This window comes from Fodinisporobacter ferrooxydans (assembly GCF_022818495.1).
In the GTDB taxonomy this organism is placed as follows: Bacteria; Bacillota; Bacilli; order Tumebacillales; family MYW30-H2; genus Fodinisporobacter; species Fodinisporobacter ferrooxydans.
In genome coordinates this window covers 4,096,848-4,114,450 of sequence record NZ_CP089291.1, presented here as the reverse complement: position 1 = coordinate 4,114,450, position 17,603 = coordinate 4,096,848, and the positions used below count along the sequence as shown (strand labels likewise).

Below are 17,603 nucleotides of genomic sequence, written 5' to 3'. Positions count from 1 at the left end.
CTGAATTTTTAGTAATATCTGATTTTTTCCTGTAAAGTAAAAATTTATGCTTATTCTAAACTACGGCATTCATCAAGGTGTTTTAGTTTCATCATGCTGATGCGAGTATTTTCTTAAAAAAATGGAGGTAATTGTATGACCATTAAAGTGGGGATTAATGGATTTGGACGTATTGGTCGAAACGTGTTCCGTGCTGCTTTTGGACGTAATGATGTTGAAATAGTTGCAATTAATGATTTGACGAACGCTGAAACTTTAGCGCATCTATTGAAGTATGATTCTATTCAAGGAGAGTTTAATGCAAATATTGAAGCAAAAGATGGTAATCTATTTATAAATGATAAAGAAATAAAAGTACTTACAGAGCGTAACCCTTCAGATTTACCATGGTCTAGATACGGAGTAGAACTGGTAATTGAATCCACTGGACGATTTACTGATAAAACAAAAGCAGAAACACACATTACTAGTGGTGGAGCAAAGAAAGTCATCATTTCCGCCCCGGCAAAAAACGAAGATATTACGATTGTTCTTGGTGTCAACGAAGACAAATATAATCCTGCAATTCACAATATTATTTCAAATGCCTCTTGTACTACAAACTGTTTAGCTCCATTTGTAAAAGTTTTAAATGAGAAATTCGGTATTAAACATGGATTAATGACGACAATACACTCTTATACCAATGATCAGCAGATTCTTGACCTACCTCATACCGACTTGCGTCGCGCTCGTGCTGCTGCATTGTCAATGATTCCAACTACCACAGGCGCTGCAAAAGCAATTGGACTTGTAATGCCAGAGTTGAATGGTAAACTAAACGGTTATTCTATGCGTGTTCCTACACCAAACGTATCCGCAGTTGATTTAAGCTTTGAAGTATCTTGTGTTGTGACTAGGGATGAAGTCAATGATACGTTAAAAGCTGCCGCAGAAGGTACATTAAAAGGAATTTTGGGTTACAGTGAATTACCGCTTGTTTCCAAGGATTATCAAGGTAATAAACTGTCTTCAGTAATTGATGCTTTATCAACGATGGTGATAGATGGAACAATGGTAAAAGTGGTTTCATGGTTTGACAATGAATGGGGATACTCGAACCGTGTTGTAGATTTGGCAGCTTTTATTGCAAGCAGAGGTTTGTAAGAGCTGTCTTAAAAATAAATATGCATTTTTCCAAGAAACGGGAGTTATGCCACGAAGTGCATAACTCCTGTAATATTAAATCATTTCTTGTTAGTTGCTAAGAATGGAGCGATACCATGAAGAAAGTTGGTTATTTGGGACCTGCTGGTACGTTCAGTGAACAAGCAGCTTCCCGTTATACTTCCAATGAATATGTGGAATTATTACCGTTTCAAACTATAGTAGATGTTCTGGATGGATTAGATTCAGGCATGATTGACAAAGGTGTTGTACAGATTGAAAACACGATTGATGGTTCAATAAACCTCACTTTAGATCGTATTACTCAAAGTGCTGATTTGTTCGTGCAGGGAGAAATCACTTTATCCATCACACAGTGCTTACTTGGTATTCCAGGGGCCAAGATTAGTGATATTCGAGAGGTATGGTCTATTCCACCTGCTATTGCCCAGTGTAGAAGCTTCATAAAAAAAATTGGAGCAACTGTTAAACACTTTGAGAGCACAGCATCTGCTGCGGAAGAAGCAAAGAAATCAGGTAGAACTGATGTGGGTGCAGTAGCATCCGCATGGGCGGCGAATCGAATTGGATTGCAAATACTTGCTGATCAAATCCAAGACACAGCTGTAAATCACACTCGCTTTGTGGTTGTGACTAAGGGGAAGGAACCGTTAGATTTCCCTGATAAAACTATGCTGTTAATTATTCCATGTCAGGAGTACAAAGGAGCACTTGCAAACATCCTGAACATTTTTTCTGTATTAAATCTTAATCTGACATGGATAGAATCTCGGCCGACTAAGACGAGACTTGGAACATACCAGTTCTATTTGGATGTTGAAGCTGGAGAAACAGACGAGTGTATGTCTAAAGCACTCTCTATTCTTGGTATGTTAGGTCATAAAATCCGCGTTTTAGGTATTTACAAAGCTAGTAAACCTGTATAATTACAGTTCAAACTTGATCGTTGTTTATGCGTTTAACGGGGACGTTCTGGATTACACTATGTACCGTTGGTTCGGGTGTCAGCCTTTTATTTTACTAAATTACCTTTGTCCATACCAGCAGGTTAATTGAACCTCATTTTCAGATGTAATTAGCTTAACGTATTTTTTCGGATGTAAGCTAAAATTGCGTATTCCGGTCAAAATGGCCACCTATTCCGGTAAATAGCAGCCACTTGCTCCGGAAATATGTAGGCCAATCGTTCCGGTAATTCGTGGCCAGTTTCCGTTCCTCAAAAGTGTGGTGGGGATACGGAAACGATTCGAGGAATAGTACTCTGCATCTGGAAATTTCCCCATATAAAGGATAAACATACCATGACTTGGATAGGTTTTTTTTATTTTATGATCAAAAGGATTATGGATTTGAGACCAAAACGGATCTTGGGTATTTTTGCATATACCGAAAAGCTGGAATAAGCTATATTCCTTGATCCACTCTGAGTTTCAGGCCAGTCTTTCAAAAAATACACTTTTTGAAGATTCTATTAACCGTGATATTTATATGTCATAAGTATAACATAATTAAATTTGAAACACGTCATTAAACTTGTATATATTTTGAAACAAAATTATAATGGATATATTAAAGTTTCAGCAGGGAGGAATTTACTCATGGCTATTCCGAAAAAGTTAGATCAAAATACAGCCAGTGCGCTTCGCTCCATTTTATCTTCATTGAATTTACCGAAAAACAGAATGATCATCGATCTGGACAATGGCACGGTAGAAGTCGAGGAGGATCATAACATTGACGATCTTCTCCAATGGGCCGGAACCCTGACTAAAGAACAAGCAAAAGATTTGCAGGAAAGAATCAATAAAAACAGGGAAGAGGATTGGGATTGATGAATGATAAGGGCTATTTGCTTGACACCAATATTATCATCGGACTGTTTTGTAATGACCAATCTGTTGTTGATTTTTTGAGGTAGGCTGCCAGAGACAGAATGTATATCTATATATCTGCCATGACTGAGTGTGAAATTTTCAGCGGTCAAAAGATTGAACAAGTCTCCAACGAAATTAGTTTCCTCAATGATCAACGATACATTGGAATTGATTCTAAAATCGCTCGTGCTGCGGGTGACATACGTAGAGAACAAAAACAGAATGGACGAAAATTAAAAGCACCAGATGCAATTATTATCGCTAGTGCGCGTGAACATCAACTCGCCTTAGTATCTCGTGATAACGACATGAATTTTGTCCAATCCGAGTATGGCATTCCCCTCATCAAATTATAGATCTTCATCATTGCAAATGAATGAAGATCCAAAAGCGTAGGAGATACCCATGAGAAATTTTTTTTATGCAAGAGTCAGCAGCAAAGACCAGTCTTTAGAGAGACAAATTTCTGTCGCTAAAGAGATCGGAATTGATGAAGAGTATATATTTATAGAAAAGGCAAGCGGTAAAGACTTTAAAAGACCGGAATATCAATTAATGAAACGTATGTTTAGGAACGGTGACGTTCTATATATTAAGTCACTGGATCGGCTGGGACGAAATAAGCAAATGATCTTAGAAGAATGGCAGGAATTGATAAAGGTAAAAAAAATTGATATCGTTGTTTTAGATATGCCACTCCTTAATACCATGAAGTATAAGGATTTGAACGGTATTGAATCCTTAATCTCCGATTTAATACTGCAATTATTAAGTTATATGGCAGAAGATGAACGGAAAAGAATAAAGGAAAGGCAAGAAGAAGGGATACGAGTTGCTATTCAGAACGGGGTCAGATTCGGAAGAAAGAAATTTGAGATTGATGAAAAATTTAAATCTGTTTATCATGACTGGAAACAAAATAAGATAACGGCTGTGGAAGCCATGAAAATAGTAGGTATGAAAAGCAACACTTTTTACAGAAGGGTAAGGGAATACGAATTGAGTATAAATCAGCAACCTTTGTTAAGCTAGATTAGAACAAAGGTTGCTGTTTCCGTTATTCCACCTTTTCGGGGGGATGGGCAAAAACACCCTATTACCCTTGTTCACACATTATTCTATACTTTCTTGATGGCTATTGCTAATCCATTTGGTCCATTACTTGCAATGGCTGTTATTGAAAAATTTGAACGGAAATATTTGATTGCCTTTGAAACTACAGGCATTGCAGTTGTCGGGATTCTTTTTGCAGTGACAAAGAATCCAGTTTTCATTGTTTTGTGTGGTATACTACTGACTTTATTAAACAACATGTTCTCTGCGACGTATCATACGTATCAAACAGAAATATTTCCCACAAGGGCTCGTGCAACAGGAGTAGGTTTTACCTTTAGCTTTAGCCGATTAAGTTCGATTTTTACATCGTTTCTCGTTGTAGCTATTTTAAATCATTTTGGTGCATCTGGAGTTTTTCTTAGATTAAAATATCATTTCATGGCGCCGGCATACTGGATAAATGACCCCAATGGACTGATTTTTTACAAGGGTTATTACCATCTCTTTTATCAACATTTCCCATACGGATCAACATGGGGTTCGATGCATTGGGGGCACGCACGTAGTAAGGATTTGGTGTCATGGGAGCATCTCCCAGTTGCATTGGCTCCGAGTGAGGAATATGACTTAGATGAGTGCGGCGGTTGTTTCTCTGGGAGTGCAGTTGAGCATGATGGAGTCCTATATCTTATTTATACCGGAACCATTATTCGTGGTGACAAGGTGATTCAATCACAATGTCTAGCAATGAGCGACGACGGGATTGTTTTTAAAAAATATGAACGTAATCCTGTGATACCTGCACCGCCCGCGGAGGGTTCAAATGATTTTCGTGATCCGAAGGTATGGAGACATAATGGAAAGTGGTATATGGTAGTGGGTTCTTGCAAAGATGGTAAAGGAAAAGCCCTTCTATATTCCTCAGAGGACTTAAGAAATTGGTCATATATAAATGTTCTTGCGGAAAGTGACGGAAGTTTAGGAAGCATGTGGGAATGCCCGGATTTGTTCTCGCTAGGAGATAAACATGTACTGATGTTTTCTCCAATGGGTATGGGAGAGAAAAAAACCATTTATCTTATTGGGGATATGAACTATGACATAGGAAGATTCACATGGGATCGCATGGGAGAGGTGGATTGTGGGTTTGAATATTATGCACCGCAATCATTCGTTGATCCACAAGGTAGGAGGATAATTATTGGTTGGTCCAATGCATGGGATTGGATGCCATGGTTCCAATCCTTTGGTCCGACATCAGAAAATAATTGGTGCGGTGCTATGTCTATTCCGCGTCAAATTAGTCTCGGTTCCAATGGTTATTTATTGTTTAGTTCAATAGAAGAATTGAAATCGCTTCGTACGAATCATTTTCGACTGACAGATCTCAATGTTCACCCTTGTCAATCTGTGATACCCGTACACGTACGTGGTACTAGTATTGAGATTCTTGTTGAGATCCAATGGGCTAGTGAAATGTTAGATAGCTTTGGATTTCAACTTCGTTGTTCCCCAGATGGTGAACAGAAGACCACTCTTGAATATACCATCGCACGACAAGAACTAATTTTTGATAGAACACACTCAGATGGTTTCAGTAGTGGCGTATGTAAAATGAAAATAAATCAGATGGACCAGTCATTGAAATTACACATATTCGTTGATACGTGTTGCGTCGAAGTATTTGTAAATGACGGTGAACAAGTTATGTCAAATAATATTTACCCGAGTATCGAAGCTGACGGAATCGAATTCTTTTGTAATGGCAGTGACATTCGCATAGTTTCTCTTGATGCATGGAATCTAAGGTCCATTTGGTAAAAAACAAGATTGGTGGTGTTATCATGTACGATGTTATAGCACTTGGAGAACTCCTTATCGATTTTGCGCCGGAAGGTAGCGATCTTCATAAAAACTTATTTCTAGCTAACCCAGGTGGGGCACCCGCGAATGTTCTTGTTGCACTGTCCAAAATGGGTAGAAGAACTGCTTTCATTGGAAAGGTAGGACTTGATAAGTTTGGGACTTCTCTCAAAGAAACACTGGAATCGTATGAAATAGACACTACTGGATTAGTGTTTTCTGACAATGTGAAAACCACTCTTGCATTTGTCCATCTCGATGAATCCGGAGATAGGAGCTTCAGTTTTTATCGGAATCCTGGTGCTGATATGACGTTGAATGAAAATGAAGTTCGATATGACCTAATTCGCCAAGCTCGTATATTCCATTTTGGCTCACTTTCAATGACAAACGAACCTGCAAGGGCGGCTACTTTAAAAGCCGTAGAATTTGCAAAACAATTTGGTGGGTTAATTTCATACGATCCAAATCTACGTCTTCCACTATGGAGTAGCTCAGATGAAGCAAAAACGGTGATTGTGTCGGCTTTATCATATGCGGATATTTTAAAGGTTTCCGAAGAGGAGCTATTTTTTTTAACTCGAGAGTCTGATGTTGAAATAGGCAGTCGCATTCTTCAAAAGAGCTTTGGACTAAACCTTATTCTTGTGACGTTGGGTGCGCAAGGGTGTTTTTATCGACTGAATGGTGAATCAGCTATAGTGCCAGGAATAAAAGTTAATACAGTCGACACTACCGGAGCTGGAGACGCATTTGTCGCTGCTATCCTACATAAAATATCCGATGATGTAACTTTAAACAATGTCTCTCAATTAAGTAGGACAAGAATTAAAGAGTATGTTAGTTTTGCTAATGTCGTGGCTGCGCTGTCAACTACCAAGAAAGGAGGAATACCTTCAATGCCATCCATGGCTGAAATAAATAATCACCTTCTAGGAATATCATGAACCCGATTCACAATTGGAGTCCAAATCTTGCTACAATAATCCTCTGCTGATATGGTTTAATGTAACACAACTATATTGATTACGGCCACCGTAGATGAACTTCTAGAGCAAAAAGAAACATCTCTGGTTATTCAAGAGCCCATCATGTTCATGATTGGAAAATTTGGTAACGAAAATACCGAAGAACAATTTCAATTCTTAAATCACGTGATGGATCAGATGATAAGACTAGAAGAACTTCTCGAATCTTAAAGGTAGAGCGACAATGAAAAGTTTCAAACTTTGTCCCCGTCGGTAATTGCAGAAAGCGAGTAAAATCAAAGCAAAGCTTGGGGAAAAGCTAAAAATTTACCGTACTAATATTGCAATTCCAGTACCTTGTTATTTTGCTACATTTACATATGGAGAGCGATTCTTGATCTAAATGGTTTGAGCGTGAGGTTAAGGAGGGCTGGGGACGGATTGGTGAAGTGTAATTCGTCCTCAGTTGTGTTTCAATGATGTGTGGATTTATGGGTTTTTCGATATCATTCTAAGGGTGAATTCATTGTACGGATTACTTAAAATGCAGCGTCCTAAAAAGTGCAATCAATTGATTGCACTTTTTAGATGCAGATGGTATAATTTAGTCAGAGGAGGTGAACCATATAGATGACGACAGCGGAATTTCTACGGAAAGCAAAAGCACTCATTTCTAACGGACGTACTTATTTTTCAAAGCGGAACGATTATGATACCGTTCAAGCTATTTTTGATTTAGGAATTGAAGACAGAAAAGGGGCTTGGCAGGAGATCATGAAGTTAAAGCCTACTGACGAATACAAGCCACCTGAATTGGATCGTAGAGGGTCCGGGGAGTTGGTCTGGTTCTTTAGGAAAGAACTTAACGAAAAAATCGCATACATAAAGTTAACCATAGATCAAAATTTGTGTATTTGCATCTCGTTTCATCCTGAAGGATATACACAGAATTAAATACATAGGGAAGGCGAGGTTTTTCGGAAGCCTTGTCCCCTGCTTTATATAAATTCCACCCTTGGTAGGAGGAAATAGCAATGAACAGAATGAATTATTGCGAATCTTGTCGTGCAGAGCATACTTACACCATAAAAAAAGAACCTCAGGTATTTAGATTTAGGGGGCAGGATATTGAGCTTCCTGAACGGAGGATAGCTATTTGTAACAATTGTGGTTCACGAATTGATGTTGAAGAATTGGAAAATGAAACAATGGCTAATGTAGCGCGAATTTATGCTGAAAATTATGGTATGACGTCACTTGAGATTCAAAACGTCAGGAAACAATATAAATTGGGCGTAAGACCCTTTGCTAAGTTGTTGAATATTGGGCCTGCGAGTGTAACTAGATACGAATCCGGAAGTTTGCCGCAAGCGAGCCATTTGGAGCTTTATAAGCGGTTGCAGCAACATCCACATGTTATTTTAGAATTCTTCAACAGAAATAAAGGTTCACTATCCAGTAGGGAATTAAAAATGGTCGAAACAGCACTTGATGCTTGGACAAATGCAGAAGACTCATTTCAAACAGACGATCAAATTATTGAATCCATTTTTAAACCTTATAAGGTAACGGATTTGGCTGGCTATAGTGATTTTTCCTTAGAAAAGTTCATTAATATGATTTTATATTTTACGACAAATGGTGTTTTGAAAACAAAGCTTATGAAATTATTGTGGTATAGTGACTTTTTGTATTTCAAACGACAAACGGTATCAATAACCGGGACAACTTATGTTAAATATCCATATGGTCCGGTGCCAAAGAATCATGATTTAATTTTAGCTCATTTACAACATATGAATGTGATTGAAGTTGATGAACATACGAATGACGAAGGCTGGACTATGATGATGGTTAAAGCTTCTGAACCCTTTGATTCAACAATTTTTACTGAAGATGAATTAGAAACAATGCGAGAAATTGAAACACACTTTAGAAATTATGGTTCCCGGAAAATTAGTGAATATGCACATAATGAAATAGGATGGTTAGAAACAGAAGAAAAACAACCAATTAGTTATAAATATGCCGAAGAATTGCGTGAGTTCCATTAAAAACTTATGGAGAACAGATCACGATAAGTGGTCTGTGTTTTCATAACTGGAGGTACGAAGTCGACGACAGGATCGATATTCTTTACACCACCGGCAGCGCCAATTTCTGAGCTATGCCAATCAAAATAATGAAGTTAAAAACAAAACTGGTCAAACGGGTATTTCAACAAGACCTGTGGCCTCTTCTTGAACTCTAAAAAAACTGTAATGGCTTCTTTTTGTTTAGTATGCTTATCTGGTGAGGTTGTCCGTTTTGATGAAGTCTGTTTTTAAAAAATAAGGCCTGCACTTTCGTATATTAAATTAAGATTAAAAAAGCCGGGGTGGCTACCCGGCGATGGTAGAACTTCTACCAAAACTTCTACCCAAATGGTAGAAGCTAAGAGAAAATTAATGGAGTTGTGAATATAAAAACCTTGATTTTAAGCCATTTTTTGATGTTACAGAAGCTTAGGAGAACCCAGTTAGCGGTCTTGAAAACCGCTGGCTTTAAATTATTGACATTAACTACAACACGCCCAGAAAAATCGAAATTGGTTTTTCAAGGACGTTACAAGAAATATTTTCATTAATATAATCTCAAATGACTTTCTTTTAAACATGATGCAAAATTTACTCCATTCCATAGGACTTTACTAATTTGGAAGGGCATTTTGAGGGAAGGATTGGGGGCATTTTGGGGGCAAACTTCATCATTGGTGGCATATTTTAATCAGAATTAATCCTAAATAAAGCAGTATTAACCCTTGGTATATCAACAATCTCCCCAATGTAAAGTATTAAATAAGAAAAGCCCCACTCCCCTGGGGAGGTAGAGGCCGTAGATTTATTTACGTACTTTCTAGGTATCGACGCCCTTCGCCGAAACGATATTGTAAATGTGAGAACTGTATAAAAATGTTATCCCAATGGTGTATGTGCCATTGGGACTTTTATGCTGTATGCGGGAACGTGATTGGATATAGGGTTGGATGAAATTGACCACATGACCACACAATGACCACGCACTCTATTCACATAATTCACTGTAAATAAACTCACGTTATCAAAATGTTGTAACCGCTGCATACAAATGAAGTGTATTCACAACGATTCACCATAATTAACACGATATACAATACCTTACATGTGGAGTGCTGTGTATCAACACATTTAGTAAAATAGTGGGAACGGACGAACTGATACAATTTAATCAATGAGGCAGCGAAAGTTTAATTAATCCATTCTTAAGTTGGAGAAAAAACTGAAAGTTTGGGAATACACAGTGAGGTGTAGTTAGCTGGCGTCATGTTCTATATTGTCATGAAGGCGGTTAAAAAGAAGTGGTTAATTGCTCCAATCATTGGTGTACTTGTAGCTGTTCTCTTTTTTGGAATTCATTCCTCATTGGCCAACGGCATTGTGATGTCAGGGATAGTTCCAAGTGGAACATCAGCGAATCTAAATTCATTGATAGGCGGCGGAGACGTTGCATATAGTGTAACCATGTCAGCTGTAGATACATTTATTGGGCCGATCCTCACACCACTGCTTGCAAAACTCTTCGTTGGTACTGGGGTACACATTGCGTACTTCCCATTTGTATGGAAAATGCTCCGGATCGTGTTCTTGCCGTTACTAACAGGAATCATCATTCAATCCATATTCCCTTTGGCAAGGATATTTTTGAAATCATTCGCCCCAATCCTTTCCTCGCTCGCATTATATGGAATCGTGCTCGGAGTCGTCTCGGACGCATCAGATGTTTTGTACCGAAATTCGGGGATTTTATTGCTCGTTGGGATTGCCGTCATTTTTCAGGTTGGAGCACAGATGGTAATAGGTTTTCTTTATGGTAAAGCACTTAGAATTGACAAAAGTAGTTGCCGTTCTCTGGTATTTGAAATAGGGATTTGTAATTCCGCCCTTGCGGCTGTGTTGTCGAACGATGTCTTTGGACCACTAGCTGCTGTTGCAGCAATCTTAAATATGGTATGTAATCTCACTTTGGGCGGATTCGTTGCATCATACATGAAGCGGACTGCAAATTCCAGGCACGAAGGATACGAGAATTCGAGCACGGTAACGGAAGTCGAAATATCCTGAAAAAGCATTCTCAAAACACATGATATTCACTCTTCCATTCTTATGAATAAAATCAGGAGGCCACAATATGAGCAATCGTTTAGCCAATAAAGTTGCAATCGTCTTCGGTGCAGGATCCACTGGGGATGGATGGGGAAACGATAAGGCTGCGGCAGTTGCCTATGCACGCGAAGGAGCGAGTGTTATGGCTGTTGATGTGAATTTACAGGCAGCAGAACAAACAAGAGACGTTATTTTAAATGAAAAAAGAATTTGCGAGGCGCGGTCCGCAGATGTTACAAGTTCAAAAGAGATTGCAGAGGTTGTGGCCGAAACCCTCGAAATGTTTGGAAAAATTGACATACTCCACAATAATGTTGGCATTGTAAAAATGGGAGACCCAATAGAAATTTCTGAGACTGATTGGAACAAGGCGATAAACGTCAATCTGAACAGTGTGTTTCTCACCATGAAATACATATTGCCACATATGGTCGAACGAAGAAGTGGATCTATCATAAATATCTCATCGTTAGCTGGTATACGCTACACAGGTTATCCATATCCAGTTTACAGCGCGACAAAAGCAGCGGTTAACCACCTGACATCAGTAATAGCTCTCCAGTATGCTCCCTATGGCATTCGCGTCAATGCAATTCTGCCAGGTCTGCTCGATACACCGCTTATTTACCGTCAGATATCGGGCGAATACAGTAGTGTAGAAGAGATGGTGGCATCACGCAACGCACAGTGTCCAATGGGGCACATGGGTACAGCTTGGGACGTAGCGAATGCAGCAGTGTTCCTTGCCTCAGATGAATCGAGTTTTATTACGGGTGTATGCCTACCGGTCGATGGTGGGCAAAGCATTAGATGCATGTGATTGGACATCGGAGATGTGCCATATAAACGAATAGCTGGACATTCCACAAGATGCAGCGGAAAGTTTATTCATCTCTGAAGAGGGATACCAGACGCCAAAAGTAGATTTTTGTTCAATCCATGATTCCTGAAATCGCTGATGCCTGTCGAGACGGGAAAATCGGCTGCATGGAATGCAAGGCGAAAGTGGCAAAACGAATTGCGGAACAGACGATGCAGGAAGTTAGGGAAGCCATGGGGATTCATTATTTTAGTTGAAGCATTTGTTCTTAGCTGAGATTAAAGGAGATGAGCGAGGTGATCAGAAGAGAACAGCATATAGAGTTGAAGGATATTATCTTTATCGGTCGAACATTCGTATCGCAATCCTTGCGGTGATTTACCGGTATTTGGTTAATGCGGTTGAAACTGTTACCGCTGTATAATCGGTGGTAAGAGGTGGCTTGACAATGAAAAAATCAATGGTATCGGTTATGACAGCCGCTTCAATAATGGGAATGTTACTTGTTGGTTGCAGTTCAAATGCAGGATTAGGAAATGGTCCACCATCTGATCCTTCAAAATCGTCGCTTGGTAATCTTGTACCTAACAATACCGTACTTGCAATTGACACACCGAAACCGCGACAAACATTTCAAGCGGGAGAGAGTATTCCAGTATCAGGATCGATACATAGATCGTCCAAAGTTTCGAATATAAGTGTTTTGCTATTTCAAACACCTGGTTCGAGTACAGCGGATTTAGCAAAAGGTGTTTTAATCGCAAAGACTACGATTCCTGTCAATGCAGATGGCACATTTAAGGGAATTTTCCATGTTCCTAAACCACCATTTCAAGGTTCAGGCGGGGGTGGATTCATAATGAAATTTGATGTCACGGATCAATCTGTAGGTGAAAACATATTACAGACTGTTTATTTATCGATACCTACCGCAAAACCCGGTCAATAAATAAACGCACGGTAGTGACAACTCAATTGTCGTCTTTTTTTGCGGAAGTGTGGCGCAATTCTATGGGGATGTTTTGCGGATCAGTATAGTGAATGAGGAAGGGAGAAACCATAACCTAGAGGTGATACTATGAGAAAAGTATTGGTTATGGTTTTCTCTATTTTTGTTCTTACCTGTTCACCAATTGTTGTAACAGCTCAAAATAATTCAGAATATTCAGGAAATAAAATCAGAGAATTGCAAAAGGAGAATGAACAGTTATCACAGCGTATCAAAAGATTGGAACCAAAAAATCCTATAGACATAAAAGTCACATCATTCACTCAAACACCTTATCCGACAGTATTGAATCCAATCCCTGAAATCATTAAAAACGGAAAAAAAATCGTATATCAAATCGGGTGTAACGACCCAAATTGGGAAAGACCGGCGTATAAATCGTATTGGCATAGTTCAGTCGGTGGTGGACGTTGGAGTTATGTGCCAAACCGCCTGCATTATTCTCTGCATAGGCTGTTTGCCAGTTATAAAACCGGTTCAATTATGTATGATTTTCTGCATGATGTGGGGATTGATGAAGAGTTTGTCAAAGTTCATGACAATGCAGCATTTAGAGAGAACCACGTGTTTGAAAAAACCTTGATTGTCGTTATGCAAGCGGATGTAAAAAAGGTACTTACGAAAGGAAATCAACTCATTCTTGTTGCACAGCCGAAACGAAATGGCTTACAATTAATTACAGTGAAAAATGAAGATATTCACCCAAACAATATAAAGGAAGGTATCCTTATGCAACTTGTCACCGATGAAGGGGATGAATTGGATTATACTGTGCATATTTATGTTGATCGGAATCAAGTCAAGACAGAGTAGCTTATTCTCCTATAGATAAAGTATTTACCTGAATCCTCACGGATTCAGGTATTGTTCTTCAAGAAGAAGATTTTCAATCTATCGCTGGGGATGTAGAATCGGACAAAAAACTTAAGCAAATGATTCAGGACAGCCGGGAATCGTACAAAAAAGGAAACGCTATGACAACGACTGACTTCATCAAATCTCTTTCACCAAAGGATTTTGCCTAGTGAAAACAAATAGAGTGGTTTGACCAGTGCCCGTCAGAGAAAAGCATTTTTCCTTTCATGGCAGACATTTTCCTCCTGAGGAACGGGCGTATACGTTTGTACGATAAGCGGTGAATTCGCGGCGGTTGGTCACAGACTATATGTGGAGATGGTTTGAGGTGTTTTTTACAGGATTGGAGTGGGAATGTGCAATATGTACTAGAGTGAAGAGGGAGATGGAGGGGTAAGCATGGATGTGTTGCGATATCCAATTGGACAACTTGAACACAAAACAATCGTTCCTTGTGATCTGCCGTTAAAAAGAGGCCTTAATTCAACAGCGATCTACCATTTATAGGGCTTCCGTGAAAAAACGATTCATCCACAAATACATCGATATATCTTTGACGATCATGTACCTTCTGAAATGATTCGGTGCGATATGTATGTTCTCAAAGACCTTCCAGCGCCAGCAAATCTGCCTTCATATCTATACCGCCACGATATCCGTTGAGCCTACCATCTTTGCCTATGACTCGGTGGCAGGGAACGACAATCGGAATCGGATTTGCCCCATTTGCGGCCCCCACTGCTCTGACAGCGGTGGAATGGCCAATGCCCGCAGCGATTTCGGAATAGCTTTTGATTTTCCCAAACGGAATCAGAAGCAATTCATGCCAGACTCGAACTTGAAATGGAGTCCCTCTTAGATCCAGTGGGCAGGTGAATTCCCGACGGTTGCCACCAAAATACTCCGCGAGCTGTCGGACATATGGCTCCAGCTTGCTCTTATCGTACAGCATGACTGCGCCGACAATGTGTTTTTTTACCCACAGTTCCAATGTCTCAAAGGATTCATTGGGCAGAGTCATGCAGCACAGTCCGCTATCTGTTGCCGCCAGATAAAATCTCCACTCGTCATGTTTGTACAAGCTCCAATAGATATTTACCGGTGAAGGTGTCATTGCTTTGCCTCCTTTGCAGGCTCTTGCCCCGTCATGTGCAGAGTCCGATAGTCGCTCGGACTCTGCATCAATGTCTTCCGAAAGACAGTCGAGAAATGAGATAAGCTTCGAAACCCGACTGCTAAAGCAATTTCCGTGACTGTACGGAATGGCTCGGTTCGTAATGCCTCTTCCGCTGCATGGATTCGTCTCTGAAAGATACATTCCGCCAAGGTAAACCCCGTCAATCGTTTGAAGACCCGGTGTAGATGATAGGGGCTTATTTTCAGATTCTGTGCTAGTGTATTAAGTGTAAGTGGCTCGTGATACCGCAGCTCAATGATGGATTTGGCATGTTCGACAAGCGTTGCATCAGGTCCAAGCGGACTTTCATCCGGTCGGCACCGTTTGCATGGTCTAAAGCCAGCTGCTTTTGCCTCATTCACGCTGTTGAATATGAGTACATTCTCAGGCCTCGGCGTGCGGGAACGGCACGAAGGGCGGCAAAAGATGCCTGTCGTTTTTACAGCGTAGTAGTATTCGCCGTCGAAGGTCGTGTCACAATTTATTATGGCTCTCCAGAGTGCTTTGTCCACAATCATCACCCACCCATTCAAATATACATCGTGTACCCCTGCATTGTCACAGCTTGAAAATATGACCGCAAGAAAACGCAAGCCTAAGTCTTTCAAAAGGTGGTAAAAAGAGGTTGTATCTTGGGTGTCTAGGTTTGGGTTGTTGGCAACTGTCTCACTGAAAGTCGTTACCAGAATTGCACGAGTGCCACTCTCGGTGGTTTCAAATTCACCGAAATTCCAGCCAGTCATGCAATAGTTGAACTTGAAGCTAATTAGCGACACTCGTTCTTAAAAAAATTTCTGAAATTCGTACAAAACGCCAAACATAAAGTGGTGGGCCGGGTTGTTAAAATGGGAAAACTAAAGGTTTAGACGAATAAAGCGGTTAAACAGCACCAGGTCGATTTGGAAAGGGGAAATAGTCATGGTTGAATACTTGGTTCCTGCTGCACCCTTCGACTTTCAGAGGATGCTGCAACGGCCTCTGTCACGTCCCTCAAAGGTGACTGTGATTGATCTGGAGGCGGCATCCTATACAAGGGCCCTGAGGTTAAAAGCTAAAGTCGTCCCTATAACGGTTTCCGGAGGAGGCACTGTTGACGTTCCGGTACTCAGTCTGTCCTATCCGGATGATTTGTCGGAACAGGAACGGGTAGAAATTCGGAATCGTACTCGAAGGATGTTTTCCATCGAGCAGGATCTGACAGATTTTTATGCAACGATGTCTCAAGATCCAAGGTGGGCGTCCCTTATCGAACGACAGTATGGATTACGCCCGATCCAGGATATAAACCTTTTTGAGTCGATGGTCAAGGTGATTATCGGACAGCAGCTCAATGTCCAATTTGCCGCAACCTTGGTCGAACGGCTGGTGGATCTGGGTGAGGAGACTATGAATTGGAATAACGGCTTTTTGCCAGTTTTCCCTTCCGCGGAACAGGTCGCCAGTTGGTCGTATGAACAGCTTCGGGCACAGTCATTCAGCCAGCGAAAAGCCGAGTATGTCATAGATTTTGCCCGAACGATTGTCAGCGGGAAGATTGACCTTGAACGCTTGTGGCATATGTCGGACCAACAGATTTTGGAGGAATTAACAGCTCTTCGTGGAATCGGACGATGGACGGTGGAATGCTTCCTTCTCTTCGGCATGGGAAAGCCGGACGTGCTGCCTGCGGCGGACATCGGTGTTCAAAATGCTGTTCAAAAGCTGTATGGTCTGTCCCAGCGTCCTAAAGAGGATAAGGTGCGACAGTTGGCAGAAGCATGGGCACCGTGGCGGAGCTATGCAACGTATTATTTGTGGCAAAGTTTGATTGGTGATAACTAGGTTCTACTCCAAACCGGAGGACGGAGTGCTATGTGTAGATGCGATAGGAATATCTTGACAATGTTTTGCCTCGTCGATATATTGGTTGTGTGACCAACCAAAATAAGGTGAGAATATGAAATCAAAAGATGGGAACGCACGAACGCAACTCATTGAAGCTGCATACCGGGTATTAGCAGCGAACGGATACGAGAAGACATCGATCAAGGATATTGCTCGAGAAGCAGGACTATCTCCGGGACTGGTTCATTATTACTTTGACAGCAAAGAGGATCTATTGGCAGCCGTGGTTCGGGAAGCCACTGATGAGTATTGTGCTCGTATGGATTATTTACGTCAATCCGTGAGTGGGGACGAACTTGCCGATTCTGCCTTCACGGAGTCGATGAAGCGGGTACGCGCGCATTCAGACTGGTATCGATTGCGATACGAGCTGTTTGTACTTGGCCTTCGGAATCCCACGATTCAGCCTGAGGTCCGGGAACTTTTGATGCGAGGGAAAGAAGGTGTCGAACAGGCGATAGAGGCGGTAGCAGGGCAGTCTTTGCCGAATGCAGCGAACATGTCTGCAATTTTGCTGGCTTGTTTTGATGGCTTAGCCTTGCAATCGCTGATCGACCCCAAGTTTAACCTCGAAGGAGCCTATCGTGTTTTGAGAGAGATGAGCATAAGGTACTTAAAATCACACAAGGAGAGAGTGGAAGCGGAATGAACAGGGCCTTGCTCCGAGTCGAAAGATTCTTCGTGTTGACACTGAGTGTAGGAGCGTATTTATGGCGTAACTGCCGTTGGAAGTGCCGAACAAAATGCTA

At 40.8% G+C, this 17,603-nt stretch carries 18 protein-coding genes; 16 read left to right on the top strand and 2 right to left on the bottom strand.

What is annotated here, in order from left to right:
• Positions 1 to 135 precede the first annotated feature (135 nt).
• The 14 genes from gap (at position 136) to LSG31_RS19720 (ending at position 13,751) form a co-directional block, all read left to right on the top strand.
• Positions 136 to 1,146, top strand: coding sequence for a type I glyceraldehyde-3-phosphate dehydrogenase (gap, locus tag LSG31_RS19785; RefSeq protein WP_347436756.1), 1,011 nt, complete (start codon positions 136 to 138; stop codon positions 1,144 to 1,146).
• Positions 1,147 to 1,262: 116 nt separating this feature from the next.
• Positions 1,263 to 2,093: a prephenate dehydratase gene (pheA, locus tag LSG31_RS19780; protein ID WP_347436755.1), complete on the top strand. Its 831-nt coding sequence runs from the start codon at positions 1,263 to 1,265 to the stop codon at positions 2,091 to 2,093.
• 672 nt (positions 2,094 to 2,765) lie between these two features.
• Positions 2,766 to 2,999, top strand: a complete 234-nt coding sequence (locus LSG31_RS19775) for a hypothetical protein (protein ID WP_347436754.1) — start codon at positions 2,766 to 2,768, stop codon at positions 2,997 to 2,999.
• Positions 3,000 to 3,100: 101 nt separating this feature from the next.
• A complete protein-coding gene (locus LSG31_RS19770) occupies positions 3,101 to 3,397 on the top strand; it encodes a type II toxin-antitoxin system VapC family toxin (RefSeq protein ID WP_347436753.1) in 297 nt (98 codons plus the stop codon).
• A gap of 49 nt (positions 3,398 to 3,446) precedes the next feature.
• The gene (locus LSG31_RS19765; protein WP_347436752.1) at positions 3,447 to 4,073 is read left to right on the top strand and encodes a recombinase family protein; all 627 of its coding nucleotides are present in this window, start codon (positions 3,447 to 3,449) and stop codon (positions 4,071 to 4,073) included.
• 135 nt (positions 4,074 to 4,208) lie between these two features.
• Positions 4,209 to 5,918, top strand: coding sequence for a sucrose-6-phosphate hydrolase (locus LSG31_RS19760; RefSeq protein ID WP_347436751.1), 1,710 nt, complete (start codon positions 4,209 to 4,211; stop codon positions 5,916 to 5,918).
• Positions 5,919 to 5,941: 23 nt separating this feature from the next.
• Positions 5,942 to 6,907: a carbohydrate kinase family protein gene (locus tag LSG31_RS19755; RefSeq protein ID WP_347436750.1), complete on the top strand. Its 966-nt coding sequence runs from the start codon at positions 5,942 to 5,944 to the stop codon at positions 6,905 to 6,907.
• 651 nt (positions 6,908 to 7,558) lie between these two features.
• Positions 7,559 to 7,882, top strand: coding sequence for a hypothetical protein (locus LSG31_RS19750; RefSeq protein WP_347436749.1), 324 nt, complete (start codon positions 7,559 to 7,561; stop codon positions 7,880 to 7,882).
• 80 nt (positions 7,883 to 7,962) lie between these two features.
• On the top strand, positions 7,963 to 8,982 hold the full coding sequence (locus LSG31_RS19745) for a type II TA system antitoxin MqsA family protein (RefSeq protein ID WP_347436748.1): 1,020 nt from the start codon (positions 7,963 to 7,965) through the stop codon (positions 8,980 to 8,982).
• Positions 8,983 to 10,269: 1,287 nt separating this feature from the next.
• On the top strand, positions 10,270 to 11,067 hold the full coding sequence (locus LSG31_RS19740) for a bile acid:sodium symporter family protein (RefSeq protein WP_347436747.1): 798 nt from the start codon (positions 10,270 to 10,272) through the stop codon (positions 11,065 to 11,067).
• A gap of 67 nt (positions 11,068 to 11,134) precedes the next feature.
• Entirely contained in the window at positions 11,135 to 11,929 is a 795-nt protein-coding gene (locus tag LSG31_RS19735; RefSeq protein ID WP_347436746.1) for an SDR family NAD(P)-dependent oxidoreductase, read from the top strand.
• A gap of 119 nt (positions 11,930 to 12,048) precedes the next feature.
• The gene (locus LSG31_RS19730; protein ID WP_347436745.1) at positions 12,049 to 12,186 is read left to right on the top strand and encodes a hypothetical protein; all 138 of its coding nucleotides are present in this window, start codon (positions 12,049 to 12,051) and stop codon (positions 12,184 to 12,186) included.
• 191 nt (positions 12,187 to 12,377) lie between these two features.
• Positions 12,378 to 12,878: a hypothetical protein gene (locus tag LSG31_RS19725; RefSeq protein ID WP_347436744.1), complete on the top strand. Its 501-nt coding sequence runs from the start codon at positions 12,378 to 12,380 to the stop codon at positions 12,876 to 12,878.
• Between the two features lie 129 nt (positions 12,879 to 13,007).
• The gene (locus LSG31_RS19720) at positions 13,008 to 13,751 is read left to right on the top strand and encodes a hypothetical protein (RefSeq protein ID WP_347436743.1); all 744 of its coding nucleotides are present in this window, start codon (positions 13,008 to 13,010) and stop codon (positions 13,749 to 13,751) included.
• 643 nt (positions 13,752 to 14,394) lie between these two features.
• On the opposite strand, the gene LSG31_RS19715 is transcribed toward LSG31_RS19720, so the two are convergent.
• On the bottom strand, positions 14,395 to 14,907 hold the full coding sequence (locus LSG31_RS19715; RefSeq protein WP_347436742.1) for a methylated-DNA--[protein]-cysteine S-methyltransferase: 513 nt from the start codon (positions 14,905 to 14,907) through the stop codon (positions 14,395 to 14,397).
• On the bottom strand, positions 14,904 to 15,482 hold the full coding sequence (locus LSG31_RS19710; protein WP_347436741.1) for a bifunctional transcriptional activator/DNA repair enzyme AdaA: 579 nt from the start codon (positions 15,480 to 15,482) through the stop codon (positions 14,904 to 14,906). Before LSG31_RS19710 ends, LSG31_RS19715 begins: the two co-directional genes overlap by 4 nt.
• 406 nt (positions 15,483 to 15,888) lie before the next feature.
• Here LSG31_RS19710 and LSG31_RS19705 point away from each other — a divergent pair, with 406 nt between their 5' ends.
• Positions 15,889 to 16,791: a DNA-3-methyladenine glycosylase family protein gene (locus LSG31_RS19705; protein ID WP_347436740.1), complete on the top strand. Its 903-nt coding sequence runs from the start codon at positions 15,889 to 15,891 to the stop codon at positions 16,789 to 16,791.
• Positions 16,792 to 16,906: 115 nt separating this feature from the next.
• Positions 16,907 to 17,503 carry a TetR/AcrR family transcriptional regulator gene (locus LSG31_RS19700; protein WP_347436739.1) on the top strand — a complete coding sequence of 199 codons (597 nt, stop codon included), beginning with the start codon at positions 16,907 to 16,909 and terminating at the stop codon, positions 17,501 to 17,503.
• Positions 17,504 to 17,603: the final 100 nt, after the last annotated feature.

Coding starts and splice junctions, on each gene's coding strand:
- LSG31_RS19775 (WP_347436754.1), top strand. CDS start 2,766: ATGGCTATTCCGAAAAAGTTAGATCAAAATACAGCCAGTGCGCTTCGC.
- pheA (WP_347436755.1), top strand. CDS start 1,263: ATGAAGAAAGTTGGTTATTTGGGACCTGCTGGTACGTTCAGTGAACAA.
- LSG31_RS19750 (WP_347436749.1), top strand. CDS start 7,559: ATGACGACAGCGGAATTTCTACGGAAAGCAAAAGCACTCATTTCTAAC.
- LSG31_RS19765 (WP_347436752.1), top strand. CDS start 3,447: ATGAGAAATTTTTTTTATGCAAGAGTCAGCAGCAAAGACCAGTCTTTA.
- LSG31_RS19755 (WP_347436750.1), top strand. CDS start 5,942: ATGTACGATGTTATAGCACTTGGAGAACTCCTTATCGATTTTGCGCCG.
- LSG31_RS19740 (WP_347436747.1), top strand. CDS start 10,270: ATGTTCTATATTGTCATGAAGGCGGTTAAAAAGAAGTGGTTAATTGCT.
- LSG31_RS19760 (WP_347436751.1), top strand. CDS start 4,209: ATGGCTGTTATTGAAAAATTTGAACGGAAATATTTGATTGCCTTTGAA.
- LSG31_RS19715 (WP_347436742.1), bottom strand. CDS start 14,907: ATGACACCTTCACCGGTAAATATCTATTGGAGCTTGTACAAACATGAC.
- gap (WP_347436756.1), top strand. CDS start 136: ATGACCATTAAAGTGGGGATTAATGGATTTGGACGTATTGGTCGAAAC.
- LSG31_RS19770 (WP_347436753.1), top strand. CDS start 3,101: ATGTATATCTATATATCTGCCATGACTGAGTGTGAAATTTTCAGCGGT.
- LSG31_RS19700 (WP_347436739.1), top strand. CDS start 16,907: ATGAAATCAAAAGATGGGAACGCACGAACGCAACTCATTGAAGCTGCA.
- LSG31_RS19745 (WP_347436748.1), top strand. CDS start 7,963: ATGAACAGAATGAATTATTGCGAATCTTGTCGTGCAGAGCATACTTAC.
- LSG31_RS19725 (WP_347436744.1), top strand. CDS start 12,378: ATGAAAAAATCAATGGTATCGGTTATGACAGCCGCTTCAATAATGGGA.
- LSG31_RS19720 (WP_347436743.1), top strand. CDS start 13,008: ATGAGAAAAGTATTGGTTATGGTTTTCTCTATTTTTGTTCTTACCTGT.
- LSG31_RS19730 (WP_347436745.1), top strand. CDS start 12,049: ATGATTCCTGAAATCGCTGATGCCTGTCGAGACGGGAAAATCGGCTGC.
- LSG31_RS19705 (WP_347436740.1), top strand. CDS start 15,889: ATGGTTGAATACTTGGTTCCTGCTGCACCCTTCGACTTTCAGAGGATG.
- LSG31_RS19735 (WP_347436746.1), top strand. CDS start 11,135: ATGAGCAATCGTTTAGCCAATAAAGTTGCAATCGTCTTCGGTGCAGGA.